The sequence below is a fragment of the uncultured Marinobacter sp. genome (genome assembly GCF_947259545.1).
GTDB lineage: Bacteria > Pseudomonadota > Gammaproteobacteria > Pseudomonadales > Oleiphilaceae > Marinobacter.
The window spans coordinates 1-14,771 of the sequence record NZ_CAMYMK010000008.1; the positions used below are offsets into that span (position 1 = coordinate 1).

At 56.1% G+C, this 14,771-nt stretch carries 15 protein-coding genes; 14 read left to right on the plus strand and 1 reads right to left on the minus strand.

What is annotated here, in order from left to right; genetic code table 11:
• Positions 1-432 precede the first annotated feature (432 nt).
• From Q0Y21_RS11645 to Q0Y21_RS11710, 14 genes are all read left to right on the plus strand, one after another.
• Positions 433-1,902 (plus strand): MFS transporter, encoded by a 1,470-nt coding sequence (locus tag Q0Y21_RS11645; RefSeq protein WP_297795454.1) that lies wholly within the window; start codon positions 433-435, stop codon positions 1,900-1,902.
• Entirely contained in the window at positions 1,899-3,608 is a 1,710-nt protein-coding gene (locus Q0Y21_RS11650) for a bifunctional protein-serine/threonine kinase/phosphatase (protein ID WP_297795457.1), read from the plus strand. Before Q0Y21_RS11645 ends, Q0Y21_RS11650 begins: the two co-directional genes overlap by 4 nt.
• Positions 3,609-3,688: 80 nt before the next feature.
• Positions 3,689-5,239, plus strand: a complete 1,551-nt coding sequence (locus Q0Y21_RS11655) for a 2-isopropylmalate synthase (RefSeq protein ID WP_297795460.1) — start codon at positions 3,689-3,691, stop codon at positions 5,237-5,239.
• Between the two features lie 27 nt (positions 5,240-5,266).
• Positions 5,267-6,094, plus strand: a complete 828-nt coding sequence (locus Q0Y21_RS11660; RefSeq protein ID WP_297795463.1) for a 2-isopropylmalate synthase — start codon at positions 5,267-5,269, stop codon at positions 6,092-6,094.
• Positions 6,091-6,576, plus strand: coding sequence for a ribosomal protein S18-alanine N-acetyltransferase (rimI, locus tag Q0Y21_RS11665; protein WP_297795466.1), 486 nt, complete (start codon positions 6,091-6,093; stop codon positions 6,574-6,576). The genes Q0Y21_RS11660 and rimI overlap by 4 nt, the downstream gene beginning before the upstream one ends.
• Positions 6,577-6,679: 103 nt before the next feature.
• Positions 6,680-8,260 (plus strand): peptide chain release factor 3, encoded by a 1,581-nt coding sequence (gene prfC / locus Q0Y21_RS11670; RefSeq protein ID WP_297795469.1) that lies wholly within the window; start codon positions 6,680-6,682, stop codon positions 8,258-8,260.
• Between the two features lie 15 nt (positions 8,261-8,275).
• Positions 8,276-9,064 carry a TatD family hydrolase gene (locus Q0Y21_RS11675; RefSeq protein ID WP_297795472.1) on the plus strand — a complete coding sequence of 263 codons (789 nt, stop codon included), beginning with the start codon at positions 8,276-8,278 and terminating at the stop codon, positions 9,062-9,064.
• 199 nt (positions 9,065-9,263) lie between these two features.
• Entirely contained in the window at positions 9,264-9,692 is a 429-nt protein-coding gene (rplM, locus tag Q0Y21_RS11680) for a 50S ribosomal protein L13 (RefSeq protein WP_012139003.1), read from the plus strand.
• Between the two features lie 12 nt (positions 9,693-9,704).
• Positions 9,705-10,097, plus strand: a complete 393-nt coding sequence (rpsI, locus tag Q0Y21_RS11685; RefSeq protein WP_012139002.1) for a 30S ribosomal protein S9 — start codon at positions 9,705-9,707, stop codon at positions 10,095-10,097.
• A gap of 241 nt (positions 10,098-10,338) precedes the next feature.
• Positions 10,339-10,935: a ubiquinol-cytochrome c reductase iron-sulfur subunit gene (gene petA, locus Q0Y21_RS11690; protein WP_297795479.1), complete on the plus strand. Its 597-nt coding sequence runs from the start codon at positions 10,339-10,341 to the stop codon at positions 10,933-10,935.
• Positions 10,935-12,167, plus strand: a complete 1,233-nt coding sequence (locus tag Q0Y21_RS11695; protein WP_297795482.1) for a cytochrome bc complex cytochrome b subunit — start codon at positions 10,935-10,937, stop codon at positions 12,165-12,167. The genes petA and Q0Y21_RS11695 overlap by 1 nt, the downstream gene beginning before the upstream one ends.
• Positions 12,167-12,922, plus strand: a complete 756-nt coding sequence (locus tag Q0Y21_RS11700; RefSeq protein WP_297795485.1) for a cytochrome c1 — start codon at positions 12,167-12,169, stop codon at positions 12,920-12,922. The genes Q0Y21_RS11695 and Q0Y21_RS11700 overlap by 1 nt, the downstream gene beginning before the upstream one ends.
• A gap of 108 nt (positions 12,923-13,030) precedes the next feature.
• Positions 13,031-13,660, plus strand: coding sequence for a glutathione S-transferase N-terminal domain-containing protein (locus Q0Y21_RS11705; RefSeq protein WP_297795488.1), 630 nt, complete (start codon positions 13,031-13,033; stop codon positions 13,658-13,660).
• A 63-nt stretch (positions 13,661-13,723) separates the two neighbouring features.
• The gene (locus Q0Y21_RS11710) at positions 13,724-14,137 is read left to right on the plus strand and encodes a ClpXP protease specificity-enhancing factor (protein WP_297797131.1); all 414 of its coding nucleotides are present in this window, start codon (positions 13,724-13,726) and stop codon (positions 14,135-14,137) included.
• Positions 14,138-14,180: 43 nt separating this feature from the next.
• On the opposite strand, the gene Q0Y21_RS11715 is transcribed toward Q0Y21_RS11710, so the two are convergent.
• On the minus strand, positions 14,181-14,771 hold the full coding sequence (locus tag Q0Y21_RS11715; RefSeq protein WP_297795491.1) for an SIS domain-containing protein: 591 nt from the start codon (positions 14,769-14,771) through the stop codon (positions 14,181-14,183).

Sequence of the window (14,771 nt, forward strand, 5' to 3'; positions counted from 1 at the left end):
TGAAACAGACCTGCGCCGATGGTAGTGTGGTCCGTCCATGTGAGAGTAGGTCATCGTCAGGCTCTTAATACCGAAAAACCCCAGCATCCTTGATGTTGGGGTTTTTTATTGCCTGAAGGAAAGTTCAGCGCCAGTTGCCACAAACCAGTGCGCCGTGCACATGCATCGCCTCGCTATAGTGCACTTTAACCTGTCTGGCATTTATAGGTATACCCTAGGGTGCTGAAATAAAAGGAAAAGGTGTGGGTGGAACGTATTTTGCTGCTAACCCTGTGATCAATTCCCCATCAGGCAATCGGCAACGGCGCCGTCGCTAGAAGTCCCCAGGTGTCGGCCAGGTCTGTTCCTGTTTCAGGTGAGTTTGCTCCGTTGATATCTGTGGGATTCGCTCAACCCGGTGGGTTCATTTGCCAGGTTTTGACAGGATCAGCCATGACGGACACCGCTTTTCGCTTCCTTTCCTATACCGGAAAAACCAAAGTGCTCCACCTGAGTTGGGTGGCCTTTTTTATCAGCTTCCTGGTGTGGTTTAACCACGCACCGCTGATGTCTGCTATCCGCGAGCAGTTCAGTCTCTCTGCCGCGGAGGTCAATACACTGTTGTTGCTTAACGTAGCGCTGACGATACCAGCCCGAATCCTGATTGGCATGTTGGTGGATGGGCTTGGTCCTCGCCGTGTATACAGTCTGGTGCTGATTATTTCCGGAGTACTGTGTATAGCCTTTGCTCTGTCGACCACCTTTGAGCAATTGGCTTTAAGTCGGTTCCTGCTTGGCTTTGTCGGTGCCGGGTTCGTTGTCGGTATTCGCTTGATCAGCGAGTGGTTCCCGGCCCGTGAGTTGGGGCTGGCTGAGGGTATCTATGGCGGTTGGGGCAACTTTGGTGCTGCCTTTGCCGGGCTTTCACTGCCCGCTCTTGCGCTCTGGTACGGCGGCGATGACGGGTGGCGCTGGGCCATTGGTACGACTGGTGTTATTGCCATTCTGTATGCGGCGGTGTTCTATCACCAGGTCAGGGACACGCCCAAGGGCTCTACCTATTTCAAGCCCAAGCGCGGTGGTGCCATGGAAGTGACCAGCCGGGGAGATTTCATCCTCTATCTGGTAATGAATCTGCCGCTGTTCCTAGCTTTGGCGTTGATCGTCTGGCAATTGGGCCCGCAAAAACTCGGGTTGTTGGGCGTGGCAACAACCTATGTGCTGTACGGCGTTATTCTCCTGATGCTGACTGTTCAGGTTGTCCGTATCTGGCAGATCAATGGCCATGTTTTCCAGCGTGCGGTGCCCGCGTTTGATCGCTATCCTTTCAAACAGGTGGCGTTGCTGAATCTCGTTTATATGGCCAGCTTTGGTTCTGAACTTGCCGTAGTTTCGATGTTGCCACTGTATTTCCTGGACACCTTTGATATCTCACCATTGCTGGCTGGCATGCTCGGCGGCAGCTTTGCATTAATGAATCTGTTTGGCCGTCCTGGTGGCGGGTATCTCGCCGATCGGTTTGGTCGCAAATTCATCACCCTGGTGATGTTGGCAGGTATTGCCCTGGGATATATGTTCATGGCGCAGATTGACAGCCATTGGCCGTTACCACTGGCCGTGGCTCTGGTCGTGTTCTGCTCGGTGTTTGTGCAAGGTGGTTGTGGTGCCGTCTATGCCTCTGTGCCACTGGTCAAACGTCGGTTAACCGGGCAAGTGGCCGGTATGGCTGGTGCTTATGGCAACGTCGGTGGGGTGGTTTTCCTGGTGGTGTTGGCGATGGTGACTCCCAAGGTATTCTTCCTGGTGCTGGGCGGCATTGCCGTGGCGATCATGGCGTTGGTGATGATCTTTATGGACGAGCCCAGCCCGCAGACCAGTGAAGTCATGCCTGATGGTTCCGTGCGGATGATTGATGTGACATGAGCCCCCAACTGCACCTGACAATCGGTCAATACAGCTCAGCGGGTCGCAAGGAGACCAATGAGGACAGCCTGGGTATCTGTTACCCGGAGGGTGAGGCGCTCGCCCTCAAGGGGGCCGTAGCTGTAATTGCCGATGGGGTCAGTGCGTCCGAATCGGGGCGGGAGGCAGCGGAAGCGTGCGTGAAGGGCGTGTTGCATGACTACTACAGCACGCCTGACTCCTGGTCGGTGGAAACATCGGTCGGACGGGTCCTGGGCGCCCTGAACCGCTGGCTGCATGGCAAGGGGCATCGCAGCCATGGTGATGCTACAGGTATGGTCTGTACCTGCAGTCTGGTGGTGATCAAGAATAATCGTGCTTACGTTTTCCACGTGGGAGACAGCCGAGTCTACCTGTTCCGTGACGGACGGCTGGACTGCCTGACCCGCGACCATCATGTCCTGCTGGGGGCCGACAAGACCGCTTTGTCCCGTGCCATGGGCGTTGAGCTTAACGTTGAAATAGATATGAGCCGGGTCAGTTTGCAGCCAGAAGACTGTCTGGTGCTGACCACCGATGGTGTCCATGGCTATTTAAGTGACGGGGCCATGGCTGAAAAGGTTCGCGGTGTCCGTCCCGAAGAGGCCGCCAGGGCGCTGGTGGACGCGGCCATGGAGCAGGGCAGTCCGGATAACCTGAGTGCCCAGGTGCTGGTCGTGGACAAACTGCCAGAGGAAGACATTGAGGCTCATTACGAGCGCCTGGTTGCCTTACCATTCCCGCCGCCACTGGAGCCTGGGCAGCACCTGGATGGTTATCGAATTGTTCGTGAAATCCATGCCAGCCGCCGCACCCAGGTCTACCTTGCGGAGTCGCTGGGAGATGGGGCGCTGGTGGCCATGAAAACCCCCTCTCCGAACTTTGTGGATGACGCTGCCTATATCGACCGCTTCCTCACGGAATCCTGGGTGGCCAAGCGGATTCAGAGCCCCCACGTGGTGCGTTTTCTGGACCCACCTCAAGGTCGTCAGTGCCTTTACTGCCTGACCGAGTTTATTGATGGGCAAACGCTGCGAGAGTGGATCAATGATAATCCCGTGGCGGACCCGTCCGTGGTGCGGGGCATGGTCAGGCAGATCGTCGCCGGTTTGCGTGCGCTACATCGCCTGGAAATGGTGCATCAGGATCTGAAGCCGGAGAACCTGGTGATCGACCGCCAGGGCACCCTCAAGATCATCGATCTGGGCGCGGTTCGTATTCGTGGCATTGAGCAGATCGACGTGCCCTGGGGCCACGATGTGCAACTGGGAACCGAGAGTTACGCCGCGCCTGAGTGCCTGGAGGGAGAGCTCGCCACAGCCGCTTCTGATCGCTACTCTCTGGGCGTCATCGCCTATGAGTTGTTGACCGGGCGCCTGCCCTACGACAAACCACCGAAACCCTCCAATCGACGTAAGCTGGTGTATCGCAGTGCGCGGGAGGTCAACCCCGATTTACCGGTGTGGCTGGATGCCTGTCTGCAAAAGGCTGTGTCACTAAAACCGGAGGCCCGCTATCCCGCGTTGTCGGAGTTTCTGAGGGATCTGGAATTCCCGAACCCGGCCCTGGTTCCATCCTCCAGGGCGCCCCTGGCGGAGCGGGTTTCAACACGGGACTGGCGTTTCATTGCGACCCTCTCGCTACTGCTGAACCTGATCCTGCTGTCATCGCTGCTGGTCAGGGGGTAGTCCCCTTCAGCGAGTTTTCGGCAATCAGTGATATACTCTTCACACAAAACATTGAGCCGTTGCCTGCTGATGGAGAGCCTATGTCCGCGCAAGATCACCTGGTCATTTTTGATACTACCCTGAGAGATGGCGAGCAAAGCCCTGGTGCCACCATGACCAAGGCTGAGAAGCTCCGTATCGCCAAGGCCCTGGAAAAACTGCGTGTGGACGTGATTGAGGCGGGTTTTCCGATCGCCAGCCAGGGTGACTTTGAAGCCGTAAAGTCGATTGCCGAAACCATCAAGGGCTCTACCATTTGCGGCCTGGCACGCGCAATGGATGGCGATATCGATCGTGCGGCCGAAGCCATTCAGCCGGCGGAAAGTGGTCGTATCCACACCTTCATAGCAACCTCTCCGATTCACATGCAGCACAAACTGCAGATGCAGCCGGATGAAGTCATAGAGCAGGCGGTTCGTGCGGTCAAGCGGGCTCGCGGCCACGTGGACGATGTCGAATTTTCCTGTGAGGATGCCGGTCGTTCCGAACTGGATTTCCTGTGCCGGATTATTGAGGCGGCCATTGATGCCGGTGCCCGCACCATCAATATCCCTGACACCGTTGGCTACGCCATTCCCGAGCAGTTCGGGGAAACCATCCGCCAGTTGTTAAACCGCATTCCCAACGCCGATAAGGCTGTTTTTTCCGTGCATTGCCATAATGATCTTGGCCTGGCGGTGGCAAACTCGCTGGCAGCGGTCTGCCAAGGTGCCCGGCAGGTGGAATGTACGATCAACGGTCTCGGTGAAAGGGCCGGCAATGCCTCGCTGGAAGAGATTGTCATGGCGGTGCGCACACGCCAGGATCTGTTCTCCATCGATACCCGCATCGACACCCAGCACATTGTTCCTGCATCGCGCCTGGTTTCGACTATTACCGGCTTCCCGGTGCAGCCCAACAAGGCGATTGTTGGCGCCAATGCCTTTGCCCATGAGTCCGGTATTCACCAGGATGGTGTGCTCAAGCACCGGGAAACCTATGAAATCATGCGGGCCCAGGACGTTGGCTGGCACACCAACAGCCTGGTTTTGGGTAAGCATTCCGGGCGCAATGCCTTCCGTACCCGCCTGTTGGAGTTGGGCATCCAGTTTGAGACAGAAACCGAGCTGAATGAGGCCTTTACCCGGTTCAAGGCTCTGGCGGACCTGAAACATGAGATCTTTGATGAGGATCTGCAGGCCATTGCCAGCGACACCCGGCAGAAAGAGGAAGAAGGTCGGTTCGGACTGGTGTGTCTTCAGGTCTGTTCGGAAACCGGTGTGGTCCCCAAGGCCAGCCTGACGCTGATGATGGATGGCAGGGAGCACAACGTGGAGGCCGAAGGCAGTGGGCCGGTGGATGCTACTTTCAAGGCCATCGAATCTCTGGTGGATTCCGGTTGTAATCTGCAGCTGTATTCCGTCAACAATATTACCAGTGGTACCGATGCCCAGGGCGAGGTGACCGTTCGACTGGAGCGGGGCGGACGGATTGTGAATGGCGTGGGCGCGGATACCGATATTATCATTGCGTCAGCCAAAGCCTACATTGAGGCCCTGAACCTGATCAGCCGAGGTGGCGTACGCCAGCACCCCCAGGTTGCGGATGTGTGAGGCTGTAGTCATAACCGGGGCGATTGAATGAGATATTCGGAAGCAGAGAGACAGTTCTATCTCGGGATGGCAGGCATTCGCGCCTGGTATGCCCGGGAGCCGCTGCCGGGTGCGGCCCCAAGTCCGGAGTTTGAGTTTCCCGAGGAGTCTGAGCTGCCGGTATTTGCCGAGCCGTTGGCTCGCAGTGACCGGGCCGCCGCCAAAGCACCTGGCAACAGCAAACCCACCGGGCCGGAGGCGGGGCAGGCGATTGAACGCATTGCCAATCTGCAGGCGATGATGGCTGGTGAAAATGCTTCCGGCAGCGTTGATGCAACAGAAGCTGTGGCAGAGTCAAAACCGGAAGGCGCTGCGGCCACGGCGTCGATCGATCGTGAGAGTGATACTCCAGAGGTTCTGGTCCCGGAGTCGGTGGTGATGACCGGTTTGAAGGCAACCCTTGGGGTATGGCAAGCCGGGAATGTGCTGTTGCTTGGCGAATTGTCAGAAGATGCCAGCACCCGTCTGCAGGATTCTCTGGCCAACAATATACTCAAAGCGCTGGGTTATGATGAGCCGGTGAAAGCGGAATGTCTGAGGTGGCCCGTTTTTGCCAATCCACTGGTGCCAGGCAACAGCTTCGCTGACTTCACCGGTGTGTTGAAATCCCTGGTGGGTGACATCGATGGCCGGCGCCTTATCCTGCTCGGTTTATTGGTGGACACGCTACCGGAAGATCGTGGCGCATGGCTCGATAACACGTTGGGACAACCTGCCGTTGACTTCCCGCACACTCTGGCAGAGTTGGCTGCCGTTCCCTCATACAAACGGGCACTCTGGGAGCAGCTCAAACCGTTGGCCAGAGGCAAGGCGTGAACCGTCTGCAGTACGATCAGGTTCGTCAGAATGATCGGTTGATCCGGCCGATGGTTTCCGGGGATTTGTCAGCCGTGCTGGAGATCGAGCTGCAGAGTTATTCGCATCCCTGGAGCGAGACGGTTTTTCGTGACTGTTTTCGGGAGAATTACAGGCTCTGGGCCTACGATTGCGGAGGCGTTCTTGGTGGTTATGCAATCGTTGCCCATATGTATGACGAAGCCCATGTTCTTAACCTGTGCGTTGCCCCGGCCGTTCGCAGGGAAGGGGCGGGGCGCCACCTGCTGAGACACCTGCTGGCCCATGCTGCTCATGAGGGTATGGAGCAGGGTATTCTTGAGGTTCGGGCGTCCAATCAGGCGGCCATCGATCTCTACCAGTCCGAGGGGTTCCGGATTATTGGTGAGCGGCCTGGCTATTACCCTTCTCCAGAGGGGCGGGAAGACGCCATCGTGATGACGGTCAACCTGTCCAGCGCCTAGGGGCTATCCACCATCTGGTCACCGCTGCATTGTTCGCGTCTTGATCTGATTCCCCTTATAATGGCGGCCTTTTCAGCGTATTTGATTCAGGTTGCTCTCCATTATGTCCACCCTTTCACAAGAAGTTTCCAAGCGTCGTACATTTGCGATCATCTCGCACCCGGACGCTGGTAAAACCACCATTACGGAAAAGGTTCTGTTGTTCGGGCAGGCCCTCCAGAAAGCCGGCACGGTTAAAGGCAAGAAATCCGGGCAGCATGCCAAGTCGGATTGGATGGAGATGGAAAAAGAGCGGGGGATTTCTGTGACCACCTCCGTTATGCAGTTTCCCTACCATGACCGCCTGGTAAACCTGCTGGATACCCCGGGCCATGAGGATTTCTCAGAGGATACCTACCGGACCCTGACCGCGGTCGATTCCTGTCTGATGGTAATCGATAGCGCCAAGGGTGTTGAGGAACGGACCATCAAGCTGATGGAAGTTACCCGCTTGCGGGATACTCCGATTCTGACGTTCATGAACAAGCTGGATCGGGACACCAGGGACCCGGTGGAACTGATGGACGAGGTTGAAGATGTTCTAAAGATCGCCTGCTCCCCGGTGACCTGGCCCATTGGCATGGGCAAGAATTTCAAGGGGGTGTACCACCTGTTGCGGGACGAGGTGATTCTGTATCAGTCGGGCCAGGGCCATACCATCCAGGAGCGTCGCGTGATTCCCGGTCTCGACAATCCCGAGCTGGACGATGTGCTGGGTGCCTACGCCTCCGACCTTCGTGATGAAATCGAGCTGGTCAAAGGGGCTTCCCATGAGTTTGATCACGATGCGTTTCTCAGAGGTGAGATGACCCCGGTGTTTTTCGGGACCGCGCTGGGCAACTTCGGCGTCGATCATATGCTCGACGGGTTGGTGGAGTGGGCGCCGGCACCACAGCCCCGGGAAACCGACCTGCGACCGGTTGAACCCGCTGAAGATATGTTCTCCGGCTTTGTCTTCAAGATCCAGGCGAATATGGATCCCCAGCACCGCGACCGGGTGGCCTTTCTGCGGATCGTATCAGGCCGCTACAGTCAGGGCATGAAGGCCCGCCATGTCCGTATCGGCAAAGAAGTGCGTTTTTCCGATGCGCTGACGTTCATGGCAGGTGATCGCGAGCACGCGGAGGAGGCCTTCGCCGGGGATATTATCGGCTTACACAACCATGGCACGATACAGCTGGGGGATACGTTTACGGCCGGTGAGGCTATGAAATTCACCGGGATTCCTAACTTTGCTCCGGAACTGTTTCGCCGTATTCGCCTGAAAGATCCCCTGAAATCCAAGCAACTGCAGAAAGGGTTGATCCAGCTGTCCGAGGAAGGGGCAGTGCAGGTATTCCGCCCTCTGAGGAACAACGACCTGATTGTCGGTGCGGTCGGTGTTCTGCAGTTTGACGTGGTGGTCAGCCGTCTTAAGAGCGAGTACAAGGTGGAAGCTTTGTACGAGCCGATCAATGTGGCGACCGCACGTTGGGTGACTTGCAGCGACGAGCGCAAACTGGACGAGTTCCAGCGCAAGAACAACGATTATCTGGCACTGGATGGAAGCGACCAGCTGGCCTACATCGCACCCACCATGGTGAATCTGCAGCTGGCCCAGGAGCGTTACCCCGACGTCCAGTTCCACAAAACACGGGAACACTAATCAAAGGCGAGCGCTATGGAGCTGGTCGATGCCCACTGTCACTTCGATTTTCCGGAATTTGACGGCCGGAGGGAGGAGGTGCTTGCCCGGGCTCGCAGTCATGGCGTGTCCCGCCTGGTGATACCCGGTGTCACACGGAAGCATTGGGAGCGGGTTGTTAACACCGCGACCAGTCAGCCGGGGCTGTTCTATTGTCTTGGCATTCACCCGTGGTTTGTTCAGGAGCACGAGCAGGACGATCTCGGGGTTCTGGAAAGCCGGCTTGCCCGCAAGGACAGTCGTTGCGTGGGACTTGGGGAGTGTGGGCTGGATCGTCTAAGGGGCGAACTTTCACAGCAGTTTCCCTGGTTCGAGGCTCAGGTGGATCTGGCGGCCCGTTTGGGCTGTCCGCTGGTGATTCACTCGGTGCGGACGCACGATGAGGTCCACAGTGCGCTGAAGGCCCGGGGCTTTCATGGTAAAGCGCTGGTGCATGGTTTTTCCGGGAGTTATCAGCAGGCCCGGAAGCTCGTGGATCTGGGGTGTTTCATCGGGATTGGTGGCGTCATTACCCATGCGCGCGCGCGAAAGACCCGGGATACCGTGTCGCGCCTGCCGCTGGAAGCGTTGGTGCTCGAAACCGATGCTCCGGACATGCCCCCCGAGGGCGTGGCAAAAGGAATGAACTCCCCGGAGCATCTGCCGGCGATATTCGGCGCGCTCGCCAGTCTGCGCCGGGAGCCGCGCGAGCAGCTCTATGAGCAGTTGCTGGGCAATGTTTCCGAGCTTTACGGTTGGGCGCAGGCGTCAGGCGTAAGGGAATAACGAAATACGGCGCTTCGGGGTTGGCTTTATGGTGCAGTTTGGATATACTTCGCGCCCTGGCTTTTCAAGGCGATGTCGTCATCTCAGCCCCGAATGATGTCACTGCCAATTAATTACAGGTACAGAACCTCCTCCGGATGCCAAGCATTTACCGGCGGCGGTTTTTAACGTTTCTTATATAGCGTTCAAGGCGGAATCAATGAAGACTCTGAGTGCGAAACCAGAAACAGTAACACGTGACTGGTACGTTGTAGACGCAGCCGGCAAGACGCTGGGTCGTCTGTCAACCGAAATCGCCCGTCGTCTGCGGGGCAAGCATAAGCCTGAGTATACCCCTCATGTAGACACTGGCGATTACATCGTTGTTATCAACGCGAGCCAGGTCCGGGTTACCGGGAAAAAAGCATCTGCGAAGATGTACTACAGCCACACTGGCTTTCCGGGTGGAATCAAGTCCATCAACTTCGAGAAGCTGGTCGACAAGGCTCCTGAGCAAATCATTCAGAAGTCTGTCAAAGGCATGCTTCCGAGTGGCCCGCTCGGCCGTGCCATGTTCAAGAAGCTGAAAATCTATGCCGGCGCTGAGCATCCTCACGCAGCCCAGCAGCCCAAAGAACTCGACATTTAACGGAAGGCGGATATGTCTGTAGCACAAAATTACGGTACTGGTCGCCGCAAGACATCCACGGCTCGGGTTTTCATCAAGCCGGGAAGCGGTAACATCTCTATTAACGGTCGCTCCATCGAAGATTTCTTCGGTCGTGAGACCCTGCGCATGATCGTTCGTCAGCCGCTGGTGGTTGCTGAGTCTACTGATCGTTTCGACATCAACATCACTGTCAAAGGTGGTGGCATTAGTGGTCAGGCGGGCGCAATTCGCCACGGTCTGACTCGTGCCCTGATGGACTACGACGAGACTCTGCGTCCGGCGCTGCGTCAAGCGGGTTACGTTACCCGTGATGCGCGTGAAGTTGAGCGTAAGAAAGTGGGTCTGCGTAAGGCGCGTAAGCGTCCTCAGTTCTCCAAGCGTTAATCTCGCTGGAGCGCTACCCAGAAAGCCCGGTCCTTTGGCCGGGCTTTTTTATTGTCTGAAGGTATGCCGCCAAATTGATTTTGGACAGAGTTGGTCCCTTGTTGACGGCTTTCCGACTTGTAAGGCTGGGGTAATTTCATTACCATTTGTGCGCTTATAATTTTGGGTTGTGAAGTCCTTTTGAAGTGTGGTGACGCCGATTTGCGGCGCTCTGCACCTCGCCTGATGGGAGAAAACCATAATGAGTAATGGCGACGTGAGCCAAGGCCGGCGCCGGTTTCTGATCGGTGCTACGTCGGTGGTAGGTGGAGTCGGCGTCGTCGGTGCGGCCGTTCCTTTCGTGGCGTCCTGGAATCCCAGTGCCAAAGCGGAAGCAGCTGGTGCGCCGGTCACCGCTAATGTAAGTAAACTGGAGCCGGGTCAGCAAATGACGGTGGAATGGCGGGGTAAGCCTGTCTGGGTTATCCGTCGTACACCGGAAATGCTCGAAAATATCGAGAAATTGAACGAGCGGGTAAAAGATCCCAAGTCTCAGGATGCGGACCAGCCTGACTACATCGAAGGCATATACCGTGCTGTCAGGGAAGAGTATGTGGTTCTGGTCGGAATCTGTACGCACCTCGGGTGCTCGCCGCAATTTCGCCCTGAAGTAGCTCCGGCGGATCTTGGTGAGAACTGGCTGGGCGGGTTTTACTGTGCCTGTCACGGTTCCCGTTATGACCTGGCCGGCCGTGTGTTTGCTAACCAGCCGGCACCGCAGAACCTGGAAGTGCCTCCGTATCGTTTCGACGATGAGAACACTCTGACAATAGGTCTTGATCCGGAGGGGGCAGCGTAATGCAAAAGCTAGTATCCTGGATTGACGAGCGTCTTCCGATTGTTGACGCCTGGAATAAGCACGTTGGCAAGTATTACGCGCCAAAAAACTTCAACATGTGGTACTTCTTTGGCTCGTTGGCCATGCTGGTGCTGGTCAATCAGCTGATTACCGGTATCTGGCTGACCATGAGCTACAACCCGTCTGCCGAGGGCGCTTTCGCTTCGGTGGAATACATCATGCGTGATGTCGAGTGGGGCTGGTTACTGCGCTATCTCCATTCCACCGGCGCATCCGCATTTTTTGTGGTGGTCTATCTCCACATGTTCCGCGGCCTGATGTATGGCTCCTATCAGAAGCCCCGTGAGCTGATCTGGATCTTCGGCATGCTGATCTACCTGGTGCTGATGGCTGAAGCCTTCATGGGCTACCTGCTGCCTTGGGGTCAGATGTCCTACTGGGGTGCTCAGGTTATCGTTAACCTGTTTGGCGCTATTCCGGTGATTGGTGATGACCTGTCCCTGTGGATTCGCGGTGACTATCTGATCTCCGGCATTACCCTGAACCGTTTCTTCGCGCTCCATGTGGTTGCTCTGCCGATTGTTCTTCTGGGCCTGGTTGTTCTGCATATCCTTGCTCTCCACGAGGTTGGCTCCAACAACCCTGATGGTATCGATATCAAGAAGAACAAGGACGAGAATGGCATTCCCAAAGATGGTATTCCTTTCCATCCGTATTACACCGTTCACGATCTGCTCGGTGTCGGCGTGTTCTTCTTTATTTTCTTCATCGTGGTGTTCTTCTTCCCGGAAATGGGTGGCCTGTTTCTGGAAAAGCCGAACTTCGAGCCCGCTAACGCACTGAAGACGCCGGATCACATTGCACCGGTCTGGTACTTCACGCCGTTCTACGCGATGCTGCGTGCGGTCACCGTTGATCTGTTTGGACTGGACGCCAAGTTCTGGGGTGTTGTAGTCATGGGGGCGGCCATCGCTATCCTGTTTGTCCTGCCGTGGCTTGATCGCAGTCCGGTCCGCTCTATGCGTTACAAAGGCTGGTTGAGCAAGATCGCTCTGGCAATCTTCGCGGTGAGCTTTGTGATTCTGGGATATCTGGGCATCGTGCCGGCAACTGAGGGCCGGACGATGGTTGCGCAGATCCTGACCACACTTTACTTCCTCTACTTTATTCTCATGCCGTTCTATACGCGCATGGAGAAAACCAAGCCAGTTCCAGAGAGGGTGACAGGATAATGAGAAAGCTGATTTTTGGTCTTTTCATCACAATCCTGCCGGCCCTTGGCCTGGCAGCGGGAAGCTCTGTGCCTTTGGATACCATGGAGCCGGACCATGCAAACAAGGCATCCCTGCAGCGTGGCGCTGCCTTGTTTACCAACTATTGCATGGGGTGCCACTCTGCTGAGTTCGCTCGCTATAAGCGCGTCTCCGATGATTTGGATATCCCGGCAAAACTTTATGAAGAGAACCTTATTTTCACCGGTGCCAAGATTGGTGAGTTGATGAAGGTTTCCATGAACAAGGATCAGTCTGCTGACTGGTTCGGCAATCCTCCTCCCGATCTGACGTTGGAATCCCGTCTGCGTGGTGAGAGCTGGGTGTACTCCTACCTCCGTGGTTTTTACAAGGATGACAGTCGTCCGTTGGGCGTAAACAACGTTGTTTTTGAAAATGTTGGTATGCCTCACGTTTTGGTGAGCTTGCAGGGGCTGTGTGCCGTTGAGCCCAAAATCGGCCATAGCGCCAGCGTTGATCCCCTCAGTGGCAACGTCAATAACGCGGATGCCTGTCCCGAATATGCCATTGAGGGCAGCATGTCCTCGGCAGAATTTGATCGGGCGATGTATGACCTGACCAACTTCCTGTCCTATATGGGCGATCCGGTGAAACTGGAGCGTGAGCGCCTGGGGATTTTCGTACTGATCTTCGTGGCGATTTTCTTTGTATTTGCCTACCTGCTCAATCGGGAGTACTGGAAGGACGTACACTGAGATTTCAGGTATAATATCGGACCCTGAGTTCCAGCGGGCAATTGCCGGCCCGCTGGATTTTTGCGTTTTTCAGGATCATTTCGGTTTGTTTACTCGTGAGGTAGTTCTATGGGCGTTGTGACCAAGCGGTCATCAATGACGTTTTTCTCGGACCCGGCCAGCCATTACAGTCACCGTGTGCGTATTGTTCTGGCAGAGAAGGGTGTGACGGTTGATGTCGTCAATGTTGACCCGGATAACCCCCCGGCGGAGTTGGCCGACCTTAATCCCTACAATGCCCTGCCTACGCTGGTGGATCGTGACCTTGTGCTCTACGAGCCTAATATCATGATGGAATACCTGGACGAACGGTTCCCGCATCCGCCTTTGTTGCCGGTTTATCCCGTGGCGCGGGCCAACAGTCGTCTGATGATCCACCGGATCCAGAAAGACTGGTGTGGGTTGGTTGACCAGATTCTGGCGCAGCCCGGAGCCAAGGCGTCCGAGGCGGCTCGAAAGGAACTGCGGGAAAGCCTGCTGGCGACAGCGCCATTGTTTGGTGAAATGCCCTTCTTCCTGTCAGAAGAATTCACGATCGTGGATTGCTGCATCGCCCCGATCCTGTGGCGTCTTCCTGCATTGGGCATTGAGCTTGACGACAAGCAGGCCAAACCGCTACTGAAGTACATGGACAGCATTTTCAGTCGTGAGGGATTCAAGGCGAGTCTTTCGGATCTGGAAGAAGATATTCGTAGCTAATACAGCAATGCAGGGCCTGAAGAGCGGGTCGGGAGAAAGGCAGTGCCTGATAGCAAAGTTACCATGACATCCAGTCGTCCCTATCTGGTCAGGGCGTTCAATGAGTGGATTCTGGACAATGACTGTACCCCTTACATCGTTGTTGATGCTGGTGTGCAAGGGGTTCAGGTGCCGACCGAGCATGTTGCCAATGGTCAGATTGTTTTGAATATCAGCCCGGGCGCAGTGCGCGGGCTGGTGGTCGGCAACGGAGCGCTGGAATTCAGCGCCCGATTTGGTGGTGTCCCGATGCAGGTGTTTATACCGTTGCAGGCGGTCATGGCCATCTATGCCAAGGAAAACGGTGAGGGCATGGTGTTTGGAAGTGAGCCAGGTTCTCCCGATCCTGATGACGATGGCACCCATGATTCCGGGGGGAGTAATCAGAACTCCGGAGAGCGTCCGGCAGGGCGTCCGACACTCAAAGTGGTCAAATAAAGTAGTCAGAATCTGAAAAGCCAGCGTCCAGCTGGCTTTTTTATTAGCCGCCGAAAAGTTTGCTGTCGATCAGGCCGCACAGGGCATTGATTATAACCAGCAGCAAGGGGGTTGCTGCGGTAGCGGACAGATTGTCCAGGGCTATCTCGTGGTCTTCCGGGTGGAGCAGCGAGGTGATGTCGGACTTCTCTTTGGCGCTCAGCACGACGATACGCATTTCCCGGTCATGAGCGGCCTGAATGGCCTGGATCAGGTTGGCTTTGTGCCCGTCATCGACGATGACAAAGAGCAGGTCATCGGCCTTTCCTATGGCGCGGACCTGCCTGGAAAACGTGTCGTTAAAGCGGTTATCCCGACAGATTGCGGAATAGGTGGTCGCGTCAGCGCCGAGGTTGATGGCGGGCAGTGCCGGTCGATCATGCTCGAAGCGATTAAGGAGAGCGGTGCAAAAGTACTGGGCAAGGATATTGGCATTGCCGTTGGCGCACGTAATGATCTTGCCATCGCTGAGCAGCGTGTGCACAAACGCATCTACCGCGCTTTCGATGGCGGGGGCCGTTGTGCTGGCGGCCTGAGCTGTGTGCTCCATGTGCGCGGCGAACCATTGATTGATCTGTTGTTCAGTGTCGGTCAT